At 63.8% G+C, this 16,246-nt stretch carries 15 protein-coding genes; 5 read left to right on the forward strand and 10 right to left on the reverse strand.

What is annotated here, in order from left to right; genetic code table 11:
• Nucleotides 1-102: 102 nt before the first annotated feature.
• Nucleotides 103-417, reverse strand: a complete 315-nt coding sequence (locus C3F42_RS14015) for a hypothetical protein (protein ID WP_104444556.1) — start codon at nt 415-417, stop codon at nt 103-105.
• Between the two features lie 237 nt (nt 418-654).
• On the opposite strand from C3F42_RS14015, the gene leuS reads away from it, so the two are divergent.
• The 5 genes from leuS (at nt 655) to C3F42_RS14040 (ending at nt 6,661) form a co-directional block, all read left to right on the forward strand.
• Nucleotides 655-3,261 carry a leucine--tRNA ligase gene (gene leuS / locus C3F42_RS14020; protein WP_094012284.1) on the forward strand — a complete coding sequence of 869 codons (2,607 nt, stop codon included), beginning with the start codon at nt 655-657 and terminating at the stop codon, nt 3,259-3,261.
• Between the two features lie 62 nt (nt 3,262-3,323).
• Nucleotides 3,324-3,929, forward strand: coding sequence for an LPS assembly lipoprotein LptE (gene lptE, locus C3F42_RS14025; RefSeq protein WP_094012285.1), 606 nt, complete (start codon nt 3,324-3,326; stop codon nt 3,927-3,929).
• Nucleotides 3,930-3,966: 37 nt separating this feature from the next.
• Nucleotides 3,967-5,004: a DNA polymerase III subunit delta gene (gene holA / locus C3F42_RS14030; RefSeq protein WP_094012286.1), complete on the forward strand. Its 1,038-nt coding sequence runs from the start codon at nt 3,967-3,969 to the stop codon at nt 5,002-5,004.
• A gap of 116 nt (nt 5,005-5,120) precedes the next feature.
• Nucleotides 5,121-5,285, forward strand: coding sequence for an alternative ribosome rescue factor ArfA (gene arfA / locus C3F42_RS14035; RefSeq protein ID WP_023630277.1), 165 nt, complete (start codon nt 5,121-5,123; stop codon nt 5,283-5,285).
• Between the two features lie 62 nt (nt 5,286-5,347).
• Nucleotides 5,348-6,661 (forward strand): lytic murein transglycosylase, encoded by a 1,314-nt coding sequence (locus C3F42_RS14040; protein ID WP_023630276.1) that lies wholly within the window; start codon nt 5,348-5,350, stop codon nt 6,659-6,661.
• Nucleotides 6,662-6,695: 34 nt separating this feature from the next.
• Here the strand turns inward: C3F42_RS14040 and C3F42_RS14045 are convergent, their stop codons facing one another.
• From C3F42_RS14045 to mrdA, 9 genes are all read right to left on the reverse strand, one after another.
• Nucleotides 6,696-7,634: an LD-carboxypeptidase gene (locus C3F42_RS14045; protein WP_094012287.1), complete on the reverse strand. Its 939-nt coding sequence runs from the start codon at nt 7,632-7,634 to the stop codon at nt 6,696-6,698.
• Between the two features lie 98 nt (nt 7,635-7,732).
• Complete coding sequence (gene lipA, locus C3F42_RS14050; RefSeq protein WP_023630274.1) at nt 7,733-8,749, reverse strand: lipoyl synthase; 1,017 nt, start codon at nt 8,747-8,749, stop codon at nt 7,733-7,735.
• A 2-nt stretch (nt 8,750-8,751) separates the two neighbouring features.
• Nucleotides 8,752-9,399, reverse strand: a complete 648-nt coding sequence (gene lipB / locus C3F42_RS14055; protein WP_023630273.1) for a lipoyl(octanoyl) transferase LipB — start codon at nt 9,397-9,399, stop codon at nt 8,752-8,754.
• Nucleotides 9,399-9,674 (reverse strand): DUF493 domain-containing protein, encoded by a 276-nt coding sequence (locus C3F42_RS14060; RefSeq protein WP_023630272.1) that lies wholly within the window; start codon nt 9,672-9,674, stop codon nt 9,399-9,401. The genes lipB and C3F42_RS14060 overlap by 1 nt, the downstream gene beginning before the upstream one ends.
• A 70-nt stretch (nt 9,675-9,744) precedes the next feature.
• A complete protein-coding gene (locus C3F42_RS14065; protein WP_023630271.1) occupies nt 9,745-10,905 on the reverse strand; it encodes a D-alanyl-D-alanine carboxypeptidase family protein in 1,161 nt (386 codons plus the stop codon).
• A 265-nt stretch (nt 10,906-11,170) separates the two neighbouring features.
• On the reverse strand, nt 11,171-12,169 hold the full coding sequence (locus C3F42_RS14070; RefSeq protein ID WP_038707279.1) for a septal ring lytic transglycosylase RlpA family protein: 999 nt from the start codon (nt 12,167-12,169) through the stop codon (nt 11,171-11,173).
• Entirely contained in the window at nt 12,170-13,180 is a 1,011-nt protein-coding gene (gene mltB, locus C3F42_RS14075) for a lytic murein transglycosylase B (protein ID WP_094012327.1), read from the reverse strand.
• A 17-nt stretch (nt 13,181-13,197) separates the two neighbouring features.
• A complete protein-coding gene (gene rodA / locus C3F42_RS14080; RefSeq protein WP_052062270.1) occupies nt 13,198-14,301 on the reverse strand; it encodes a rod shape-determining protein RodA in 1,104 nt (367 codons plus the stop codon).
• Nucleotides 14,302-14,339: 38 nt separating this feature from the next.
• Entirely contained in the window at nt 14,340-16,238 is a 1,899-nt protein-coding gene (gene mrdA / locus C3F42_RS14085) for a penicillin-binding protein 2 (protein ID WP_104444557.1), read from the reverse strand.
• Nucleotides 16,239-16,246: the final 8 nt, after the last annotated feature.

Genomic DNA, 16,246 nt, shown 5'->3' on the forward strand with positions numbered 1-16,246 from the left:
TGCAGCCTAAGAGGATCGGCGCCGGGCCTCAAGGGCAACCGGCGCCGATCGATGCGTGCATTGCGAAAACCGGCGCGTCGCCGCGCCTGCAACCCTGAACGGCTATCGGGACGGCAATGTCCTGGAGCTGGCTGGGGCGCCGGGGCGCCTGCGGTCCTTGAGCCAGACGATCCTGGCCGAGGACGGCTCCGGTTGCGGGTAGGCAACGGCACTGGCAAAGCGGCCGTCCGGGAGGGATTCCAGGTAGGCCTTGATGACTTCGAACTCGGCATGGCTCAGGCCACGCAACTCCAGTTCGGCAGGCATCTCGTCGCGCAATCGCACCGAGGTCCTGGCCACTTCCAGTGCCAGGCCCAGCCGGTCGATCAGGCGTTCGTATAGCTCCGGTTTGCTTGCGGTTAGTTGCGACTCTCCCATCCGTTCACCTCATTGAAGGTAAGAATATCTCCCCCCACAAATGAGCTTAGCGTCACTCGTAAAAGCGGCCGGGCGCCGCGACCAACGGCCCGCGCGGCGGGCGATGCAATCAGGGTTTCCCACGATGCGCGGCGCTCATGTATGCTACGGCGTTCACTCTTGCAGATCCCGGAGTGCCGGACGCAGCAAGCCCGAGCTGCCTGGAACATGTCTCTTATCTCTCAATACAAAGTAGCCATGCACGAACAATACACGCCCCGTGATGTAGAAGCCGCCGCCCAGAATGCCTGGGACGAGCAACAATCGTTCGCTGTCACCGAACAGCCAGGCAAAGACACCTACTATTGCCTATCGATGTTCCCGTACCCGAGCGGCAAGCTACACATGGGCCACGTGCGCAACTACACCATCGGTGACGTGATCGCCCGCTACCAGCGCATGCTGGGCAAGAACGTCCTGCAACCGATGGGCTGGGACGCCTTCGGCATGCCGGCGGAAAACGCCGCGATGAAAAACAACGTCGCCCCGGCCAAGTGGACCTACGAGAACATCGACTACATGAAGACCCAGCTCAAGAGCCTGGGTCTGGCCATCGACTGGTCGCGTGAAGTCACCACCTGCAAACCGGACTACTACCGTTGGGAGCAGTGGCTGTTCACCCGCCTGTTCGAAAAAGGCATCATCTACCGCAAGAACGGCACCGTGAACTGGGACCCGGCGGACCAGACCGTACTGGCCAATGAACAAGTCATCGACGGCCGCGGCTGGCGCTCGGGCGCGCTGATCGAAAAGCGCGAAATCCCGATGTACTACTTCCGCATCACCGACTATGCCGACGAGCTGCTGGAAAGCCTCGACGAGCTGCCGGGCTGGCCCGAGCAGGTCAAGACCATGCAGCGCAACTGGATCGGCAAGTCCCGCGGCATGGAAGTGCAGTTCCCCTATGACCAGGCGAGCATCGGTCATGAGGGCACCCTGAAAGTCTTCACCACCCGTCCGGACACCCTGATGGGCGCGACCTACGTGGCCGTCGCCGCCGAACACCCGCTGGCCACCCAGGCCGCCCAGGGCAATCCGGCGCTGCAGGCGTTCATCGACGAGTGCAAGAGCGGCAGCGTCGCCGAGGCCGACATGGCCACGCAGGAGAAGAAGGGCATGGCCACTTCCCTGTTCGTCGAGCACCCGCTGACCGGCGAGAAGCTGCCGGTATGGGTCGCCAACTACGTGCTGATGCACTACGGCGATGGCGCGGTCATGGCCGTGCCGGCGCACGACGAGCGCGACTTCGAATTCGCCCACAAGTACAACCTGCCGGTCAAGGCGGTGGTACGCACCAGCGTCGGCGACGAAGTCGGCAGCGAGTGGCTGGCCGCCTACGGCGAGCATGGCCAGCTGATCAACTCCGGCGAATTCGACGGCCTGGATTTCCAGGGTGCCTTCGACGCCATCGAGGCCGCGCTGATCCGCAAGGACCTCGGCAAGTCGCGCACCCAGTTCCGCCTGCGCGACTGGGGCATCAGCCGTCAGCGCTACTGGGGCTGCCCGATCCCGATCATCCACTGCCCATCCTGCGGCGACGTGCCGGTGCCGGAAGACCAGCTGCCGGTCACCCTGCCGGAAAACGTGGTTCCGGACGGTGCCGGTTCGCCCCTGGCACGCATGCCCGAGTTCTACGAGTGCACCTGCCCGAAATGCGGCACCGCGGCCAAGCGCGAAACCGACACCATGGACACCTTCGTCGAGTCGTCCTGGTACTTCGCCCGCTACGCTTCGCCGAACTACGACAAGGGCCTGGTCGATCCGAAAGCCGCCAACCACTGGCTGCCGGTTGACCAATACATCGGCGGCATCGAGCACGCCATCCTGCACCTGCTGTATGCGCGCTTCTTCCACAAGCTGATGCGCGACGAAGGCCTGGTCACCTCCAACGAGCCGTTCAAGAACCTGCTGACCCAGGGCATGGTCGTCGCCGAAACCTATTACCGCGTAGCCAGCAACGGCGGCAAGGACTGGTTCAACCCGGCCGACGTCGAGATCGAGCGTGATGCCAAGGCCAAGATTATCGGCGCTCGCTTGAAGACCGACGGCCTGCCGGTGGAAATCGGCGGCACCGAAAAGATGTCCAAGTCGAAGAACAACGGCGTCGACCCACAGTCGATGATCGAGCAGTACGGCGCCGATACCTGCCGCCTGTTCATGATGTTTGCCTCGCCACCCGACATGAGCCTGGAGTGGTCCGACTCCGGCGTCGAAGGCGCCAGCCGTTTCCTGCGCCGCGTTTGGCGCCTGGCCCAGGCCCACGTGGCCCAGGGCCTGCCGGGCACGCTGGACATCGCCGCCCTGAGCGACGAGCAGAAGGTCATCCGTCGCGCCATCCATGCTGCGATCAAGCAGGCCAGCACCGACGTGGGCCAGTACCACAAGTTCAACACCGCCATCGCCCAGGTGATGACCGTGATGAACGTGCTGGAGAAGGCGCCACAGGCCACCGCCCAGGACCGCGCCCTGCTGCAGGAGGGCCTCGAGGCCGTGACCCTGCTGCTGGCACCGATCACCCCGCACATCTCCCATGAGCTGTGGAAAGCACTGGGCCACGACCAGGCGGCGATCGACGCGGCCTGGCCGACGGTCGACGAGAACGCACTGGTGCAGGACACCGTGACGCTGGTGGTTCAGGTCAACGGCAAGCTGCGTGGCCAGGTAGAGATGCCGGCCGCTGCCAGTCGCGAGGAAGTCGAAGCCGCCGCTCGCAACAACGAGAATGTCCTGCGCTTCACCGACGGCCTGACCATCCGCAAGGTCATCGTCGTTCCGGGCAAACTGGTCAACATCGTCGCCAACTGATGGCAACGCCCGCCTGCATATCCTGCCGGCGGGCGTAATCGGTCCACGAGGGAGCAACACACATGATCAAACGCAATCTGCTGGTAATGGGCCTGGCTGTGCTGCTCAGCGCCTGCGGTTTCCAGCTGCGCGGCACCGGCACTACCGAACTGACCATCAAGGAGCTGGACCTCAGCGCCCGCAACGCCTATGGCGAGACCATTACCCAACTGCGCCGTACGCTGCAGAACAGTGGTGTCAAAGTGTACAACGGCGCCCCCTACAAGCTCGTGCTCACCAATGAGCAGGAGAGCCAGCGCGCCGCGACCTATACAGGTGGCAGCCGCTCAGCCGAGTACGAGCTGACCACTGTGCTGAATTACACAGTCGAGGGCCAGAACGACACGGTACTGCTGGAAGACAAGCTGCAGGTACAGAAGTACTACGTCTACGATGGCAACAACATCAACGGCTCGGGCCAGGAAGCCGTCCAGGTCCGTCAGGAAATGCGCCGTGACCTGGTCCAAGGCATGATGGTCCGCCTTCAGCAACTGACTCCGGTGCGCCTGCAAGACCTTCAGCACAAGGCCGACGAACGCGCCAAGGCTGAAGCCCGCGCCCTCCAGGAGGCACAGCGTATCCAGGACGAGACGCCCCAGCAGTCGCCGCTGGAAGTCCCGGCTCCCTGAGCCTGAACGGGGCACCTGAGGTGCCCCGCCCTTCGCCATGAAGCTCTCCCCCGCTCAACTCAACAAGCACCTGCAAGGCCAACTGGCGCCCGTCTACATCGTCAGCGGTGACGACCCGCTGCTGTGCCAGGAGGCCGCCGACGCCATCCGCAGCGCCGCGCGCCAGCAGGGCTACGACGAACGCCAGGTGTTCAGCGCCGATGCCAACTTCGACTGGGGCAATCTGCTGCTGGCCGGGGCAAGCCTGTCGTTGTTCGCCCAGCGCCGGCTGCTGGAGCTGCGCCTGCCCTCGGGCAAGCCCGGCGACAAAGGCGCTGCCGCGCTGATGGAATACTGCGCCAACCCGGCCGAGGACACGCTACTGCTGATCAGCCTGCCCAAGCTCGATGGCAGCGCGCAGAAAACCAAGTGGGGCAAGGCCTTGATCGAAGGCGCGCACTGCCAGTTCATCCAGATCTGGCCAGTGGACGCCCAGCAATTGCCGCAGTGGATCAACCAGCGCCTGTCCCAGGCCGGGCTGTCGGCCCAGCGTGACGCCATCGACCTGATCGCCGCTCGGGTCGAGGGCAACCTGCTGGCCGCCGCCCAGGAGATCGAGAAGCTCAAGTTGCTCGCCGAGGGCAACCAGATCACCGTCGAGACCGTCCAGGCCGCTGTTGCCGACAGCGCCCGCTTCGATGTGTTCGGGTTGGTCGATGCCATTCTAAATGGCGAAGCGGCCCATGCCCTGCGCATGCTCGAGGGGCTACGCGGCGAAGGTGTCGAGCCGCCGGTCATTCTCTGGGCCCTTGCCCGCGAACTGCGCCTGCTGGCCGGCCTCGCGCAGCAGTTCAGCCAGGGCGTGCCACTGGACAAGGCGTTCAGCCAGGCCCGACCGCCGGTGTGGGACAAGCGCCGTCCGCTGGTGAGCAAAGCCTTGCAGCGCCTCTCTGCGCAGCGCTGGGCCATGCTCCTGCAGGATGCCCAGCGTATCGATGCACAGATCAAGGGCCAGGCCGAGGGCTCGCCATGGACCAGTCTGGCGCGCTTGTCGCTGCTCATGGCCGGGCAGCGCCTGGCGCTGCCCGCCGAGTAAGGCTCATCGTGGGTCACGCCCGCGATGAGCCCTGACGCCATAAACACAATCAATTGGCTCACATAGCGCTACAGGCCTAGAGTGCGCCCGCAATCCACACAGATCGGGGATCCACCATGAGCAAGAAGCCGAAGAAGCACGGCCCCAACAAGGCCAAGTCGATCATCGCCCAACCACTGTTCCGCTGCCGCCAGGAACAGGCAGGAAAAGGCAAAGGCAGCTACCGCCGCGAAGCCTTCCAATCGAGAGATTGGGAGGCTTCCTGCTTTATGGCCGCCTGAAAAGGCATGAAATGCGCAGGCATGGTATGGTCGGCACCTGACCTGCAATTCTGGATCTGTGCATGCCCTCTCGTCTCACTCTCCGCTGGCAACCCCGCCAGCTGATCGCGGCCACAAGCTTCATCCTGCTCGTCGCCTGCGCCGAGAAACCCACCGCCGCCGATGCCCTGCCGCTGGCACCCGCCCAGCCTGCACCCGTCGTTACGCTACCCGGCGCCACGCCCGATAGCAGCAGCGAAATCCAGCCCCTGCAGACCTTCGCCCAATGGCAGGCCGGTTTCCGCGAGCAAGCCCTGCAAGCCGGGATCAGCGTCAGCCTGTTCGACCGCGCCTTCCTCGGCGTCACTCCGGACATGGACGTGATCAAGGCCGACCGCAGCCAACCGGAGTTCAGCCGCCCGGTCTGGGAATACCTGGACGGTGCCCTGTCGCCGCTGCGCGTACGCAACGGCAAGAAACTGCTCGAACAGAATGCCGAGCTGTTGACCCGCATCGAGCAACGCTACGGCGTCGACCGCCAGGTGCTGGTTTCGGTGTGGGGCATGGAGAGCAACTTCGGCCAGTTTCAGGGCAGCAAGTCGGTGATCCGTTCGCTGGCCACCCTGGCCTATGAAGGCCGCCGCCCACAGTTCGCCCAGGACCAGCTGATCGCCGCCCTGCAGATCCTGCAAAACGGCGACATCCAGCCTGACGCGATGCGCGGTTCCTGGGCCGGCGCCATGGGCCAGACCCAGTTCATCCCGACCACCTACCTCACTCACGCGGTGGATTTCGACGGTGATGGTCGCCGTGACATCTGGAACAGCACCGCTGACGCCCTGGCATCCACCGCGCACTACCTGCAGGCCTCCGGCTGGAAGCGTGGCCAACCTTGGGGCTTCGAGGTACAGGTACCTGCCGGTTTCGACTGGTGGCTGGCCGATGGCAGCCAGCGCAAGAGCGTCAGCGAATGGTTGCAGCTGGGCGTGAAACTGCCCGCCGGCACCGCATTGCCCGCTGGCAGCAACCAGCTGTCCGCTGCCCTGCTGCTTCCCGCTGGTGCCCGTGGGCCGGCGTTCCTGGTGCTGGACAACTTCCGCGCGATCCTCAAGTACAACAACTCGTCCTCCTACGCGCTGGCGGTGAGCCTGCTGGGGGATCGCTTCTACGGTTGGGGGTTCATTGCCGGCAGCTGGCCGAAAGAAGACCTGCCGCTAAGCCGCAGCGAACGTATCGAGCTGCAGACCTTGCTCAACGCCAGTGGCCATGAGGCAGGCAATCCCGACGGGATCATCGGTGCCAATACCCGCAAGGCCATTCGCAATGCGCAGCAGGCGCAGGGCTGGCCGGCGGATGGTTATCCGACGCACAAGCTGCTCGACAGCCTGCGTCGCTAGAACGTATCGGGGCCGCAAAGCGGCCCCAACTGTTTCAGGCTTTGAACAAGGCCTGTTCGAGCACCAGCCGCTTTTCTCCCGCTTCAAGCCTGACCCTCGCCCCCAACGGCAGGCACACATTCGGGTCACAATGCCCGCTACGCCACCCCGCCAGCACCGGCACCCCGAGCGGGCCGAAGATATCCAGCAGCAAGGGCGTCATGGCCGCGACCGTGATCCCGGCAAAATCCCCCACCAGTACACCACGCACGCCCGCGAGCTTGCCGGCCAGGCGCAATTGGGTCAGCAGGCGGTCGACACGATAGAGCGGCTCGTTGACGTCCTCGATGAACAGGATGCTGCCCTGAGTGTCGACTTCGCCCAAGGTCGCCAATGTTGCCCCAAGCACCGACAGGTTGCCGCCAACCAACCTGCCACTGGCCACTCCGGGAATGATTCCGGTCAGCGCAAAAGCCGCCGGATGGGCAATCTCGTCCCCCGCCACTACCTGCCCGCCAAGCTGGTCGAACAATGAGCGTACGGTCGGCTCCAGCTTCGCTCCCAGCAAGTCGGCATTGAGCATCGCCCCATGGAAGGTCACCAACCCCGCATGCCGGTTGATCGCCGTATGCAAGGCGGTGATATCGCTGTAGCCCACCAGTGGCTTGGGGTGACGGCGGATCAGGTCGAAGTCGATACGGTCCAGCAGGCGCATGCTGCCGTAGCCCCCGCGCATGCACAGGATCGCGTCGATGTCCGGGTCACGGAACGCGTCATGCAGGTCTCGCAGGCGCTGCTCATCGCTGCCCGCCAGGTAGCCGTCCGCCTGCAGCACCCCGGGGTAGATCCGGCACTGGTGCCCACGCTTCTCGAACCATTGGCGAGCCTTGTCGGTATCGAGCCGCGCCGGGCCAGCCGGGGCGATGATGGCGAAACGGGCGTTGCCAGGCAGTGCCTTGGGCAACAGGGGGTCAGCGGTCTCCAGGCAATTCATCGCGCCACTCCTTGCAGCTCGTCGCTTGAAACATGCAGCTCAAAAAAATGCCGATGCCGCCTTCCGGCGCGCATCGGCATATCCCGCTCAAGCCCGACTCAGAGCTTGATCTTGGCTTCGTGAGCCTGCTGGTCGGCGTGGTACGACGAGCGTACCAGAGGACCGGAGGCGACGTTCTTGAAGCCCATCTTGTAACCTTCCTCGGCGAACCAGGCGAAGGTGTCCGGGTGCACGAAGCGCTGTACTGGCAAGTGGTTGCGCGACGGCTGCAGGTACTGGCCGAGGGTGAGCATGTCGATATCGTGCTCGCGCATGCGGTGCATCACCTCGATGACCTCCTCGTCGGTCTCGCCCAGCCCCAGCATCAGGCCGGACTTGGTCGGTACGTGCGGGACCATTTGCTTGAACTTCTGCAGCAGGTCCAGCGACCAGTCGTAGTCCGAGCCCGGGCGTGCCGCCTTGTACAGGCGCGGCACTGTCTCGAGGTTGTGGTTGAATACGTCCGGCGGGGTCTGTGCGGTAATTTCCAGCGCCACGTCCATACGGCCGCGATAGTCCGGCACCAGGGTCTCAAGCTGCACGCCCGGCGACAGCGCGCGGATCTCGCGGATGCAGTCGGCGAAGTGCTGGGCACCGCCATCACGCAGGTCGTCGCGGTCCACCGAGGTGATCACCACGTACTTCAGGCGCAGGTCGGCGATGGCCACGGCAAGGTTCTTCGGCTCGTCGACATCCAGCGGCTTCGGCCGGCCGTGACCGACGTCGCAGAACGGGCAGCGGCGGGTGCAGATGTCGCCCATGATCATGAAGGTGGCGGTACCGCCAGAGAAGCACTCACCCAGGTTCGGGCAGGAAGCTTCTTCGCATACGCTGTGCAGCTTGTGCTTGCGCAGCAGTTGCTTGATGCGGTCGACTTCCGGGGAAACCGGAATGCGCACGCGGATCCAGTCGGGCTTTTTCGGCAGCTCTTCGGTGGGGATGATCTTCACCGGGATACGTGCCACCTTGTCGGCACCACGCAGCTTCACGCCGGCTTCCACTTTCTTGGGAGCAGGGCGCGGGGTGACGTCTTGCGTCGAGATCAGGTTCGGCACGGTTTCTTGCACAGTTGTCATAATCAGTCGATTCCGCCCGTCAGGGTCGTCTGCTCAGCATAGTCGAGGTGCTTGACCAGCTGTCCGCGCAGCCTTGTCCTGACCTCAGTGAGTTCGATCGGACCTGCCAGGTCGCGCAGCTGGGTCATGGCCAGCCCCGCATACCCACAGGGGTTGATTCGGCGGAATGGCGCAAGGTCCATGTCCACGTTCAGGGCAAGGCCGTGGAACGAACGGCCATTGCGGATTCGAAGGCCAAGGGACGCGATCTTCGCGCCATCGACATAGACGCCCGGAGCGTCGGGTTTGGCCACCGCTTGCACGCCATAGCTGGCGAGCAGGTCTATGAGGGTCTGCTCGATGCGACTGACCAGCTCGCGTACGCCGATACTCAGGCGGCGCACATCCAGCAGCAGGTAGGCCACCAGCTGGCCGGGGCCATGGTAGGTGACCTGTCCGCCGCGGTCGGTCTGCACCACCGGTATCTCGCCGGGCACCAGTAGGTGTTCGGCCTTGCCGGCCTGGCCCTGGGTGAACACCGGAGGATGCTCGACCAGCCAGACTTCGTCCAGGCTGTCCGGGCCGCGCTGCTCGGTAAAGCGACGCATGGCCTCCAGCACCGGTTCATAGGGCTGCAGGCCAAGATCGCGAAAACCGAGGCAAGCGGGCATCACAGCACCATTTTCACGATGCCGGTAGCGCGCAAGGCGCTGTTGATGTCGTGCAACTGGTCCTCACCGGTGGCAACGATATGCAGTTGCACCGTGGTGTACTTGCCTTCCTTGCTCTGGCGTTCGGCCAGCGTCGAGAGGTCGACCTTGGCGTACTTGCTGAGAATTTCGATTACCGTGTCCTTGAAACCGACAACGGTGTCACCGATCACCTTGATCGGGTAATCCTCGCAGGGGAATTCGATCTTGTGCGACTTGACGTCTTCTTCGCTCATGGCGGAAACGGCCTCGTAAGCCGTGGCAGCAGCGCCCCCGCCTGGTTCACGGGGGCGTGCAAGTCACGTATCAGTTGAACAAACCGTAGAAGAACAGGCGGATGCTGTCCCACATGCGGCCGAAGAAACCTGCTTCCTCGACGCCGTCCAGGGCGATGAGGTCGGCACTGTGAACCACTTTCTCATCCAGTTTGACTTCCACTTTGCCGATGACGTCACCTTTGGCAATCGGAGCGGTCAGTTGCGGGTTCATGGTCATCGACGCCTGGAGGCGTTTCAATTGGCCTTTAGGCATGGTCATGGTCAGGTCGTTGGCCAGGCCGGCCTTGACCTGGTTGGTCGCGCCTTTCCAAACCTGGGCTTGAGTCAGCTCGGTACCCTTCTGGTAGAAGGTCTGGGTTTCAAAGAAGCGGAAACCGTAGGTCAGCAGCTTCTGGGTCTCGGCGGCGCGGGACTGCTCGCTGTTGGTGCCAAATACCACGGCGATCAGGCGCTGGCCGTCACGCACAGCCGAGGCGACCATGCAGTAGCCGGCTTCGTCGGTGTGGCCGGTCTTCAGGCCGTCGACGGTCTTGTCGCGCCACAGCAGCAGGTTGCGGTTAGGCTGCTTGATGTTGTTCCAGAAGAACTCTTTCTGCGAATAGATGGCGTAGTGCGCCGGATCTTCGTTGATGATCGCGCGCGCCAGCAGGGCCATGTCGTGGGCCGAGGAGTAGTGCTCCGGGTTCGGCAGGCCGGTGGGGTTCATGAAGTGGCTGTTGGCCATGCCCAGGTCGGTGGCGGTCTTGTTCATCATGTCGGCGAAGGCATCTTCGCTGCCGGCGATGTGCTCGGACAGGGCGACCGATGCGTCATTGCCGGACTGGATGATGATGCCGTGCAGCAGGTCGCTGACGGTCACCTGGCTGCCAACCTTGATGAACATGCGCGAACCGCCGGTGCGCCAGGCGTTCTCACTGACGGTCACCGGGTCGTTCTCGCCAATCTGGCCACGACGAATGTCCAGGGTGGCGATGTAGGCGGTCATCAGCTTGGTCAGGCTGGCTGGCGGCAGGCGCTCGTCACCGTTGTTCTCGACCAGCACGTTGCCGCTGGACGCGTCCATGAGTACGTAGGACTTGGCGGCCAGTTGCGGTGGTGCCGGCATCATCTGCTCCGCTGCGAAGGCAGCAGGCGTGATCATCAGCAGAACAGGCAGGCAAAGTCGTTTGGCAAGGTTGGTGATGTTCATCCGTCTCTCGTAAATCGCTAATGGTCTGATGTTCCGTGGGCAAGTTCATTTGCCCAGCGCCCCGTCAGTCTAGTTTTATGGCCTGTGGCCTGGCCCAGAAAGTGCGGCGTAATGCCGCTGCGGGCAAAAGCGGCATTGTACATACCTACGACCGGCAATTCATGAACAAACCGACAGGTCGGTGTGCTGATTCATTGCGGGGCATACCCGCTCCCACGCCGTTCGGACCACCTGGCATGGGCGCGGGTTCGCTGCGCGATGCCGCTCAGTCAGTCACGACTTTCGCCTGGCCTAGATTGGCCAGGCGAATGCTGTCCTGTGCCTGCTGGATCTCGCCCTGGCTGTTGATCGGCCCCAGGCGCACTCGATGCAGGGTCTGCTGGTTACGCACCACGGAGCTGATGAATACTGGTGCGCTGACCATGGTGCTCAGCTTCGAGCGGAGCAATTCAGCGGCGTCCGGGTTGGCGAACGCGCCCACTTGCAAGATGCTGCCGCCGCTGGCATTCGGCACATTGTTTCCGCCCACCTGCACCGGCACCACGGGCGCCGCGTGTTGCTGCGGCGGCGGGGTCCACTGCTCGACACGCCCGGTGCTGGCGGGAATCGGCTGGGCCTGAGCGACCTGCGGCTCCTTGAGCACCATCGGCGGCTGCTGGCCACGCTGGGCCCACCATTGTTGCGGGTCGATGCCCTCGACGCGCACGTGGGCGGTGCCGATCTCGGCATAGCCAAGCTTCTTCGCCGCCGCGTAGGACAGATCGATGATCCGGTCGGAGTAGAACGGACCACGGTCGTTGACTCGCAGAATCACACTACGCCCGTTGGCCAGGTTGGTCACCCGCACGTAGGCCGGCAGCGGCAGGGTCTTGTGCGCCGCGCTCATGCCGTAGAGGTCATAGAGCTCGCCGTTGGCAGTGTTCTGGCCATGGAACTTGGTGCCATACCACGACGCGGTACCCTCGGCGCGGTAGTTGCGCGAGTCCTGCATCGGGTAGTAGGTCTTGCCCAGCACCGTATACGGGTTGGCCTTGTAGTTGCCGGTGTGCACGGTCGGCGTGGCGTCGGGGATCTTGTTGACGTCCACGTCCCACCAGGGCGCGCCATCCTTGTGGGCACGGTTGATGTCCAGGCCCGGTTGCGCACGCACGGTGTTGCCGCTCTGCGGGGTGGAGGGCCGGCTCGACGAGCAACTGGCCAGCACCAGGCCGACGGCGACGCAGGTCAGCAGTTTTGCGGTATTTACAGTGAAGATTTCGCGCATTTACTTGACGCCCCGTGCCAGAACCAGCTGTTCCGAAAGCTGATGCACCGCCATGGCATACATCACGCTGCGGTTGTAGCGAGTGATCGCGTAGAAATTCTTCAGGCCCATCCAATACTCAGGGCCGTATTCACCTTCCAGGCGGAAGGCGGTGACCGGCAGATCATCGCGCAGCGCATCATGACTCGACCAGCCCAGCGCCCGCAACTGCGCGACCGTCTTCACCGGCTCGATGCCGCTGGTCAGGCCTTCGTCGGCGCGCTCGCCACGCACGGTGGCACGGCTGACCACAGGCTCCCCGGCCACCCAGCCGTGGCGCTTGAAGTAGCTGGCGACACTGCCGATGGCATCGTCCGGGTTGTTCCAGATATTGATGTGCCCGTCGCCGTCGAAGTCCACGGCATAGGCTCGGAAGCTGCTCGGCATGAACTGCGGCAGGCCCATGGCGCCGGCGTAGGAGCCCTTGAGCGTGAGCGGGTCAAGTTGCTCTTCGCGGGCCAGCAGAAGGAATTCGCGCAGCTCCTTGCGGAAGAATTCGGCGCGTGGCGGGTAATCGAAGCCCAGCGTGGACAGCGCGTCGATGACGCGATAGTTGCCGGTATTGCGGCCGAAGAAGGTTTCCACCCCGATGATCGAGACAATCACCTGCGCCGGCACGCCGTATTCCTGCTCGGCGCGGGCCAGCACGGCCTCGTGCTGGCGCCAGAAGTCCACGCCACGGGCGATGCGCGCATCGGTGATGAACATCGGGCGGTATTCCTTCCACGGCTTGACCCGTTCGGCCGGCCGCGAGATCGCGTCGAGGATCGCCTGCTTGCGCTGCACCTCACGGAACACATCCATCAGTTGCTCGCCGGCAAAGCCGTAGTCGCGAGTCATCTCGCCAACGAACTCGGCCACTTGTGGCGAACCATCATAGTCACCGGCATTGGCCTGCTGGACTGCGCCGAGCAGACCCAACGCGCCGAACCACGGCGCCAGGCGGGCAGCCCAGCCACGCACTGCTTGCATGAAATTCTTCACCTTTTTCAAACCTGTGCGATCCATTTGCGGTGCGTATGGATCGACATCAGAACGCCAAACGCTGACAGCAGCGTCACCAACGAAGTTCCGCCATAGCTGATAAAGGGCAGCGGCACGCCCACCACGGGCAGAAGGCCGCTGACCATACCGATATTGACGAACACATAAACAAAGAAGGTCATGGTCAGGCTGCCCGCGAGCAGCTTGCCGAACAGGGTTTGGGCCTGGGCGGTGATCATCAGCCCGCGGCCGATCAACAGGATGTAGATCAGCAGCAGCAGGCAGATGCCAACCAGGCCGAACTCCTCGCCGAGCACGGCGATGATAAAGTCGGTGTGGCTCTCGGGCAGGAAGTCCAGGTGCGACTGGGTGCCCAGCAGCCAGCCCTTGCCGAACACGCCGCCCGAACCGATGGCCGCCTTCGACTGGATGATGTTCCAGCCGGTGCCCAGCGGGTCGCTTTCCGGATCGAGGAAGGTCAGCACGCGCTGTTTCTGGTAGTCATGCATGACGAAGAACCACATTGCCACCGCCACCGGCACCGCCGCCGCGATCACGCTGACGATCCAGCGCCAGCGCAGCCCGCCCATGAACAGGACGAAGGCGCCGGAGGCGAGGATCAGCAGCGCCGTGCCCAGGTCGGGCTGACGCACGATGAGGATGAATGGCACGCCGATCAGGATCAGGCTGATCGCCACATGCTTGAGGTGCGGCGGCAAGGTGCGCTTGGACAGGTACCAGGCGATGGTCGCCGGCATGATGATCTTCATGAATTCCGAGGGCTGGAAGCGGATCACCCCGGGAATGTTGATCCACCGCGTGGCGCCCATGGCGTTGTGGCCCATGACGTCAACCACGATCAACAGGAATACCCCGGCCAGGTACGCCAGCGGCACCCAACGCGCCATGAAGCGCGGCTCGAGTTGGGCGATGATGAACATCGACACCAGGCCGATGCCGAATGAGCTGGCCTGCTTCATCAGCAGGTCCCAGTTCTTGCCGCTGGCCGAATACAGCACGAACAGGCTGCCGGCGGCGAGCGTCAGCAGGATAAGCAGCAAGGGACCGTCGATATGGATGCGCTGCAGGAAGCTGGCGCGCCTGCGCATCACGTCCTCGCTGGAGAGCATGCGGTCGAAGTTGTTCTTCACGGGGCCGATTCCTGGGCGACTGTGGCGGGGGCGAACTCGGGCTTGAGCCGGCCATTCTCGTCAAGCAGCCAGGCATCCATGACCTGACGTACCACGGGGGCAGCGACGCCGGATCCGGACTCGCCGTTCTCGACCATCACCGAGACCACGATCCTGGGGGCGTCGGCCGGGGCGAAGGCGACAAACAGGGCGTGGTCGCGGTGGCGTTCCTGGAGTTTGTTGCGGTCGTACTTCTCGCCCTGCTTGATCGCCACTACCTGGGCGGTACCGCTCTTGCCAGCGATGCGGTACTGAGAGCCGATTGCGGCCTTGCGGGCGGTGCCGCGGGCGCCGTGCATCACCTGCTCCATGCCATGGGTGACCCGGGCCCAGTCGGACTTGTCGCGCAGTACGATGTTTTCCATGGGGTTCTCGTCCACCGGCGGTTGGCCTTCGATGGTCTTGGCCAGGTGCGGGCGGTTCCACACGCCCTTGTTGGCGATCAGCGCGGTGGCCTGGGCCAACTGCAGCGGCGTGGTCTGCATATAGCCCTGGCCGATGCCGAGGATCAGCGTTTCGCCGGGGAACCAGGCCTGGCGGCGGGTCGCGCGTTTCCACTCACGAGACGGCATCAAGCCGGGCGACTCCTCGAACATGTCCAGGGCGACCTTCTGCCCGATACCAAACTTGTTCATATAGCTGGACAGCCGATCGATGCCCATTTTGTGTGCAAGATCGTAGAAATATGTGTCATTTGACCGCATGATCGCCACATCCAGGTCAACCCAGCCATCGCCGGTACGGTTCCAGTTGCGGTATTTGTGATCGTAGTTGGGCAGTTGGTAGTAACCCGGGTCGAACACCCGGCTGCCCGCCGTCACCACGCCACTGTCGAGCCCGGCGATCGCCACCGCCGGCTTGATGGTCGAGCCCGGCGGGTAGAGGCCGCGCAGCACGCGGTTGAACAGCGGCCGGTCGATCGAGTCGCGCAGTTCGGCGTAGGCCTTGAAACCGATGCCGGTAACGAACAGGTTGGGGTCGAAACTCGGCTGGCTGACCATCGCCAACACTTCGCCGGTGCGCGGATCGAGGGCGACGATGGCGCCACGGCGCCCGCCCAACGCCTGCTCGGCGGCCTCCTGCAGCTTGATGTCGAGGCTCAGGACAATATCCTTGCCCGGCTTCGGATCGGTGCGTTTGAGCACCCGCAGCACCCGGCCCCGAGCGTTGGTCTCGACTTCCTCGTAGCCCACCTGGCCATGCAGTTCGTCTTCGTAGAAGCGCTCGATGCCGGTCTTGCCGATATGGTGGGTGCCGCTGTAGTTCACCGGGTCGAGGGTCTTGAGTTCCTTCTCGTTGATTCGCCCGACATAGCCCACCGAATGGGCGAAGTGCGCGCCCTGGGGATAGTGACGAACCAACTGCGCCGCCACCTCTACCCCAGGCAGGCGGAACTGGTTGACCGCGATGCGGGCGATCTGCTCTTCATTGAGCTCGAACAGGATCGGCACCGGCTCGAACGGCCTGCGCCCCTGCTTCATGCGCTTCTCGAACAGGGCACGGTCGTCAGGGGTGAGCTCGAGCACCTCGACGATCACGTCCAGCACATCCTGCCATTTGCCCGCGTTGCCAGCGCGTTCGCGGGTCATCACCAGGCTGAAGCTGGGGCGGTTGTCGGCCACCACCACGCCGTTGCGGTCGAAGATCAGCCCGCGTGTCGGCGGGATCGGCTGCACATGCACCCGGTTGTTCTCCGACAGCGTCGAGTGATAGTCGTACTGGATGACCTGCAGGTAATACAGCCGGGCGATCAATACGCAGACGAGCAGCACCACCGCCACGGCGCCCACGACGACGCGGTTGCGCACCAGGCGGGCGTCTTTCTCGTGGTCCTTGAGGCGGATCTGCTGCGGCATCGGACAGG

It is taken from the genome of Pseudomonas sp. PONIH3 (assembly GCF_002934345.1).
Classification (GTDB): domain Bacteria; phylum Pseudomonadota; class Gammaproteobacteria; order Pseudomonadales; family Pseudomonadaceae; genus Aquipseudomonas; species Aquipseudomonas soli.

What these genes read in the sequence shown, in the direction of transcription:
- C3F42_RS14040 (WP_023630276.1), top strand. Translation starts at nt 5,348, where the DNA reads ATGCCCTCTCGTCTCACTCTCCGCTGGCAACCCCGCCAGCTGATCGCG.
- lptE (WP_094012285.1), top strand. Translation starts at nt 3,324, where the DNA reads ATGATCAAACGCAATCTGCTGGTAATGGGCCTGGCTGTGCTGCTCAGC.
- C3F42_RS14045 (WP_094012287.1), bottom strand. Translation starts at nt 7,634, where the DNA reads ATGAATTGCCTGGAGACCGCTGACCCCCTGTTGCCCAAGGCACTGCCT.
- lipB (WP_023630273.1), bottom strand. Translation starts at nt 9,399, where the DNA reads ATGCCCGCTTGCCTCGGTTTTCGCGATCTTGGCCTGCAGCCCTATGAA.
- lipA (WP_023630274.1), bottom strand. Translation starts at nt 8,749, where the DNA reads ATGACAACTGTGCAAGAAACCGTGCCGAACCTGATCTCGACGCAAGAC.
- holA (WP_094012286.1), top strand. Translation starts at nt 3,967, where the DNA reads ATGAAGCTCTCCCCCGCTCAACTCAACAAGCACCTGCAAGGCCAACTG.
- C3F42_RS14015 (WP_104444556.1), bottom strand. Translation starts at nt 417, where the DNA reads ATGGGAGAGTCGCAACTAACCGCAAGCAAACCGGAGCTATACGAACGC.
- mrdA (WP_104444557.1), bottom strand. Translation starts at nt 16,238, where the DNA reads ATGCCGCAGCAGATCCGCCTCAAGGACCACGAGAAAGACGCCCGCCTG.
- arfA (WP_023630277.1), top strand. Translation starts at nt 5,121, where the DNA reads ATGAGCAAGAAGCCGAAGAAGCACGGCCCCAACAAGGCCAAGTCGATC.
- leuS (WP_094012284.1), top strand. Translation starts at nt 655, where the DNA reads ATGCACGAACAATACACGCCCCGTGATGTAGAAGCCGCCGCCCAGAAT.
- C3F42_RS14065 (WP_023630271.1), bottom strand. Translation starts at nt 10,905, where the DNA reads ATGAACATCACCAACCTTGCCAAACGACTTTGCCTGCCTGTTCTGCTG.
- C3F42_RS14070 (WP_038707279.1), bottom strand. Translation starts at nt 12,169, where the DNA reads ATGCGCGAAATCTTCACTGTAAATACCGCAAAACTGCTGACCTGCGTC.
- mltB (WP_094012327.1), bottom strand. Translation starts at nt 13,180, where the DNA reads ATGCAAGCAGTGCGTGGCTGGGCTGCCCGCCTGGCGCCGTGGTTCGGC.
- C3F42_RS14060 (WP_023630272.1), bottom strand. Translation starts at nt 9,674, where the DNA reads ATGAGCGAAGAAGACGTCAAGTCGCACAAGATCGAATTCCCCTGCGAG.
- rodA (WP_052062270.1), bottom strand. Translation starts at nt 14,301, where the DNA reads ATGCGCAGGCGCGCCAGCTTCCTGCAGCGCATCCATATCGACGGTCCC.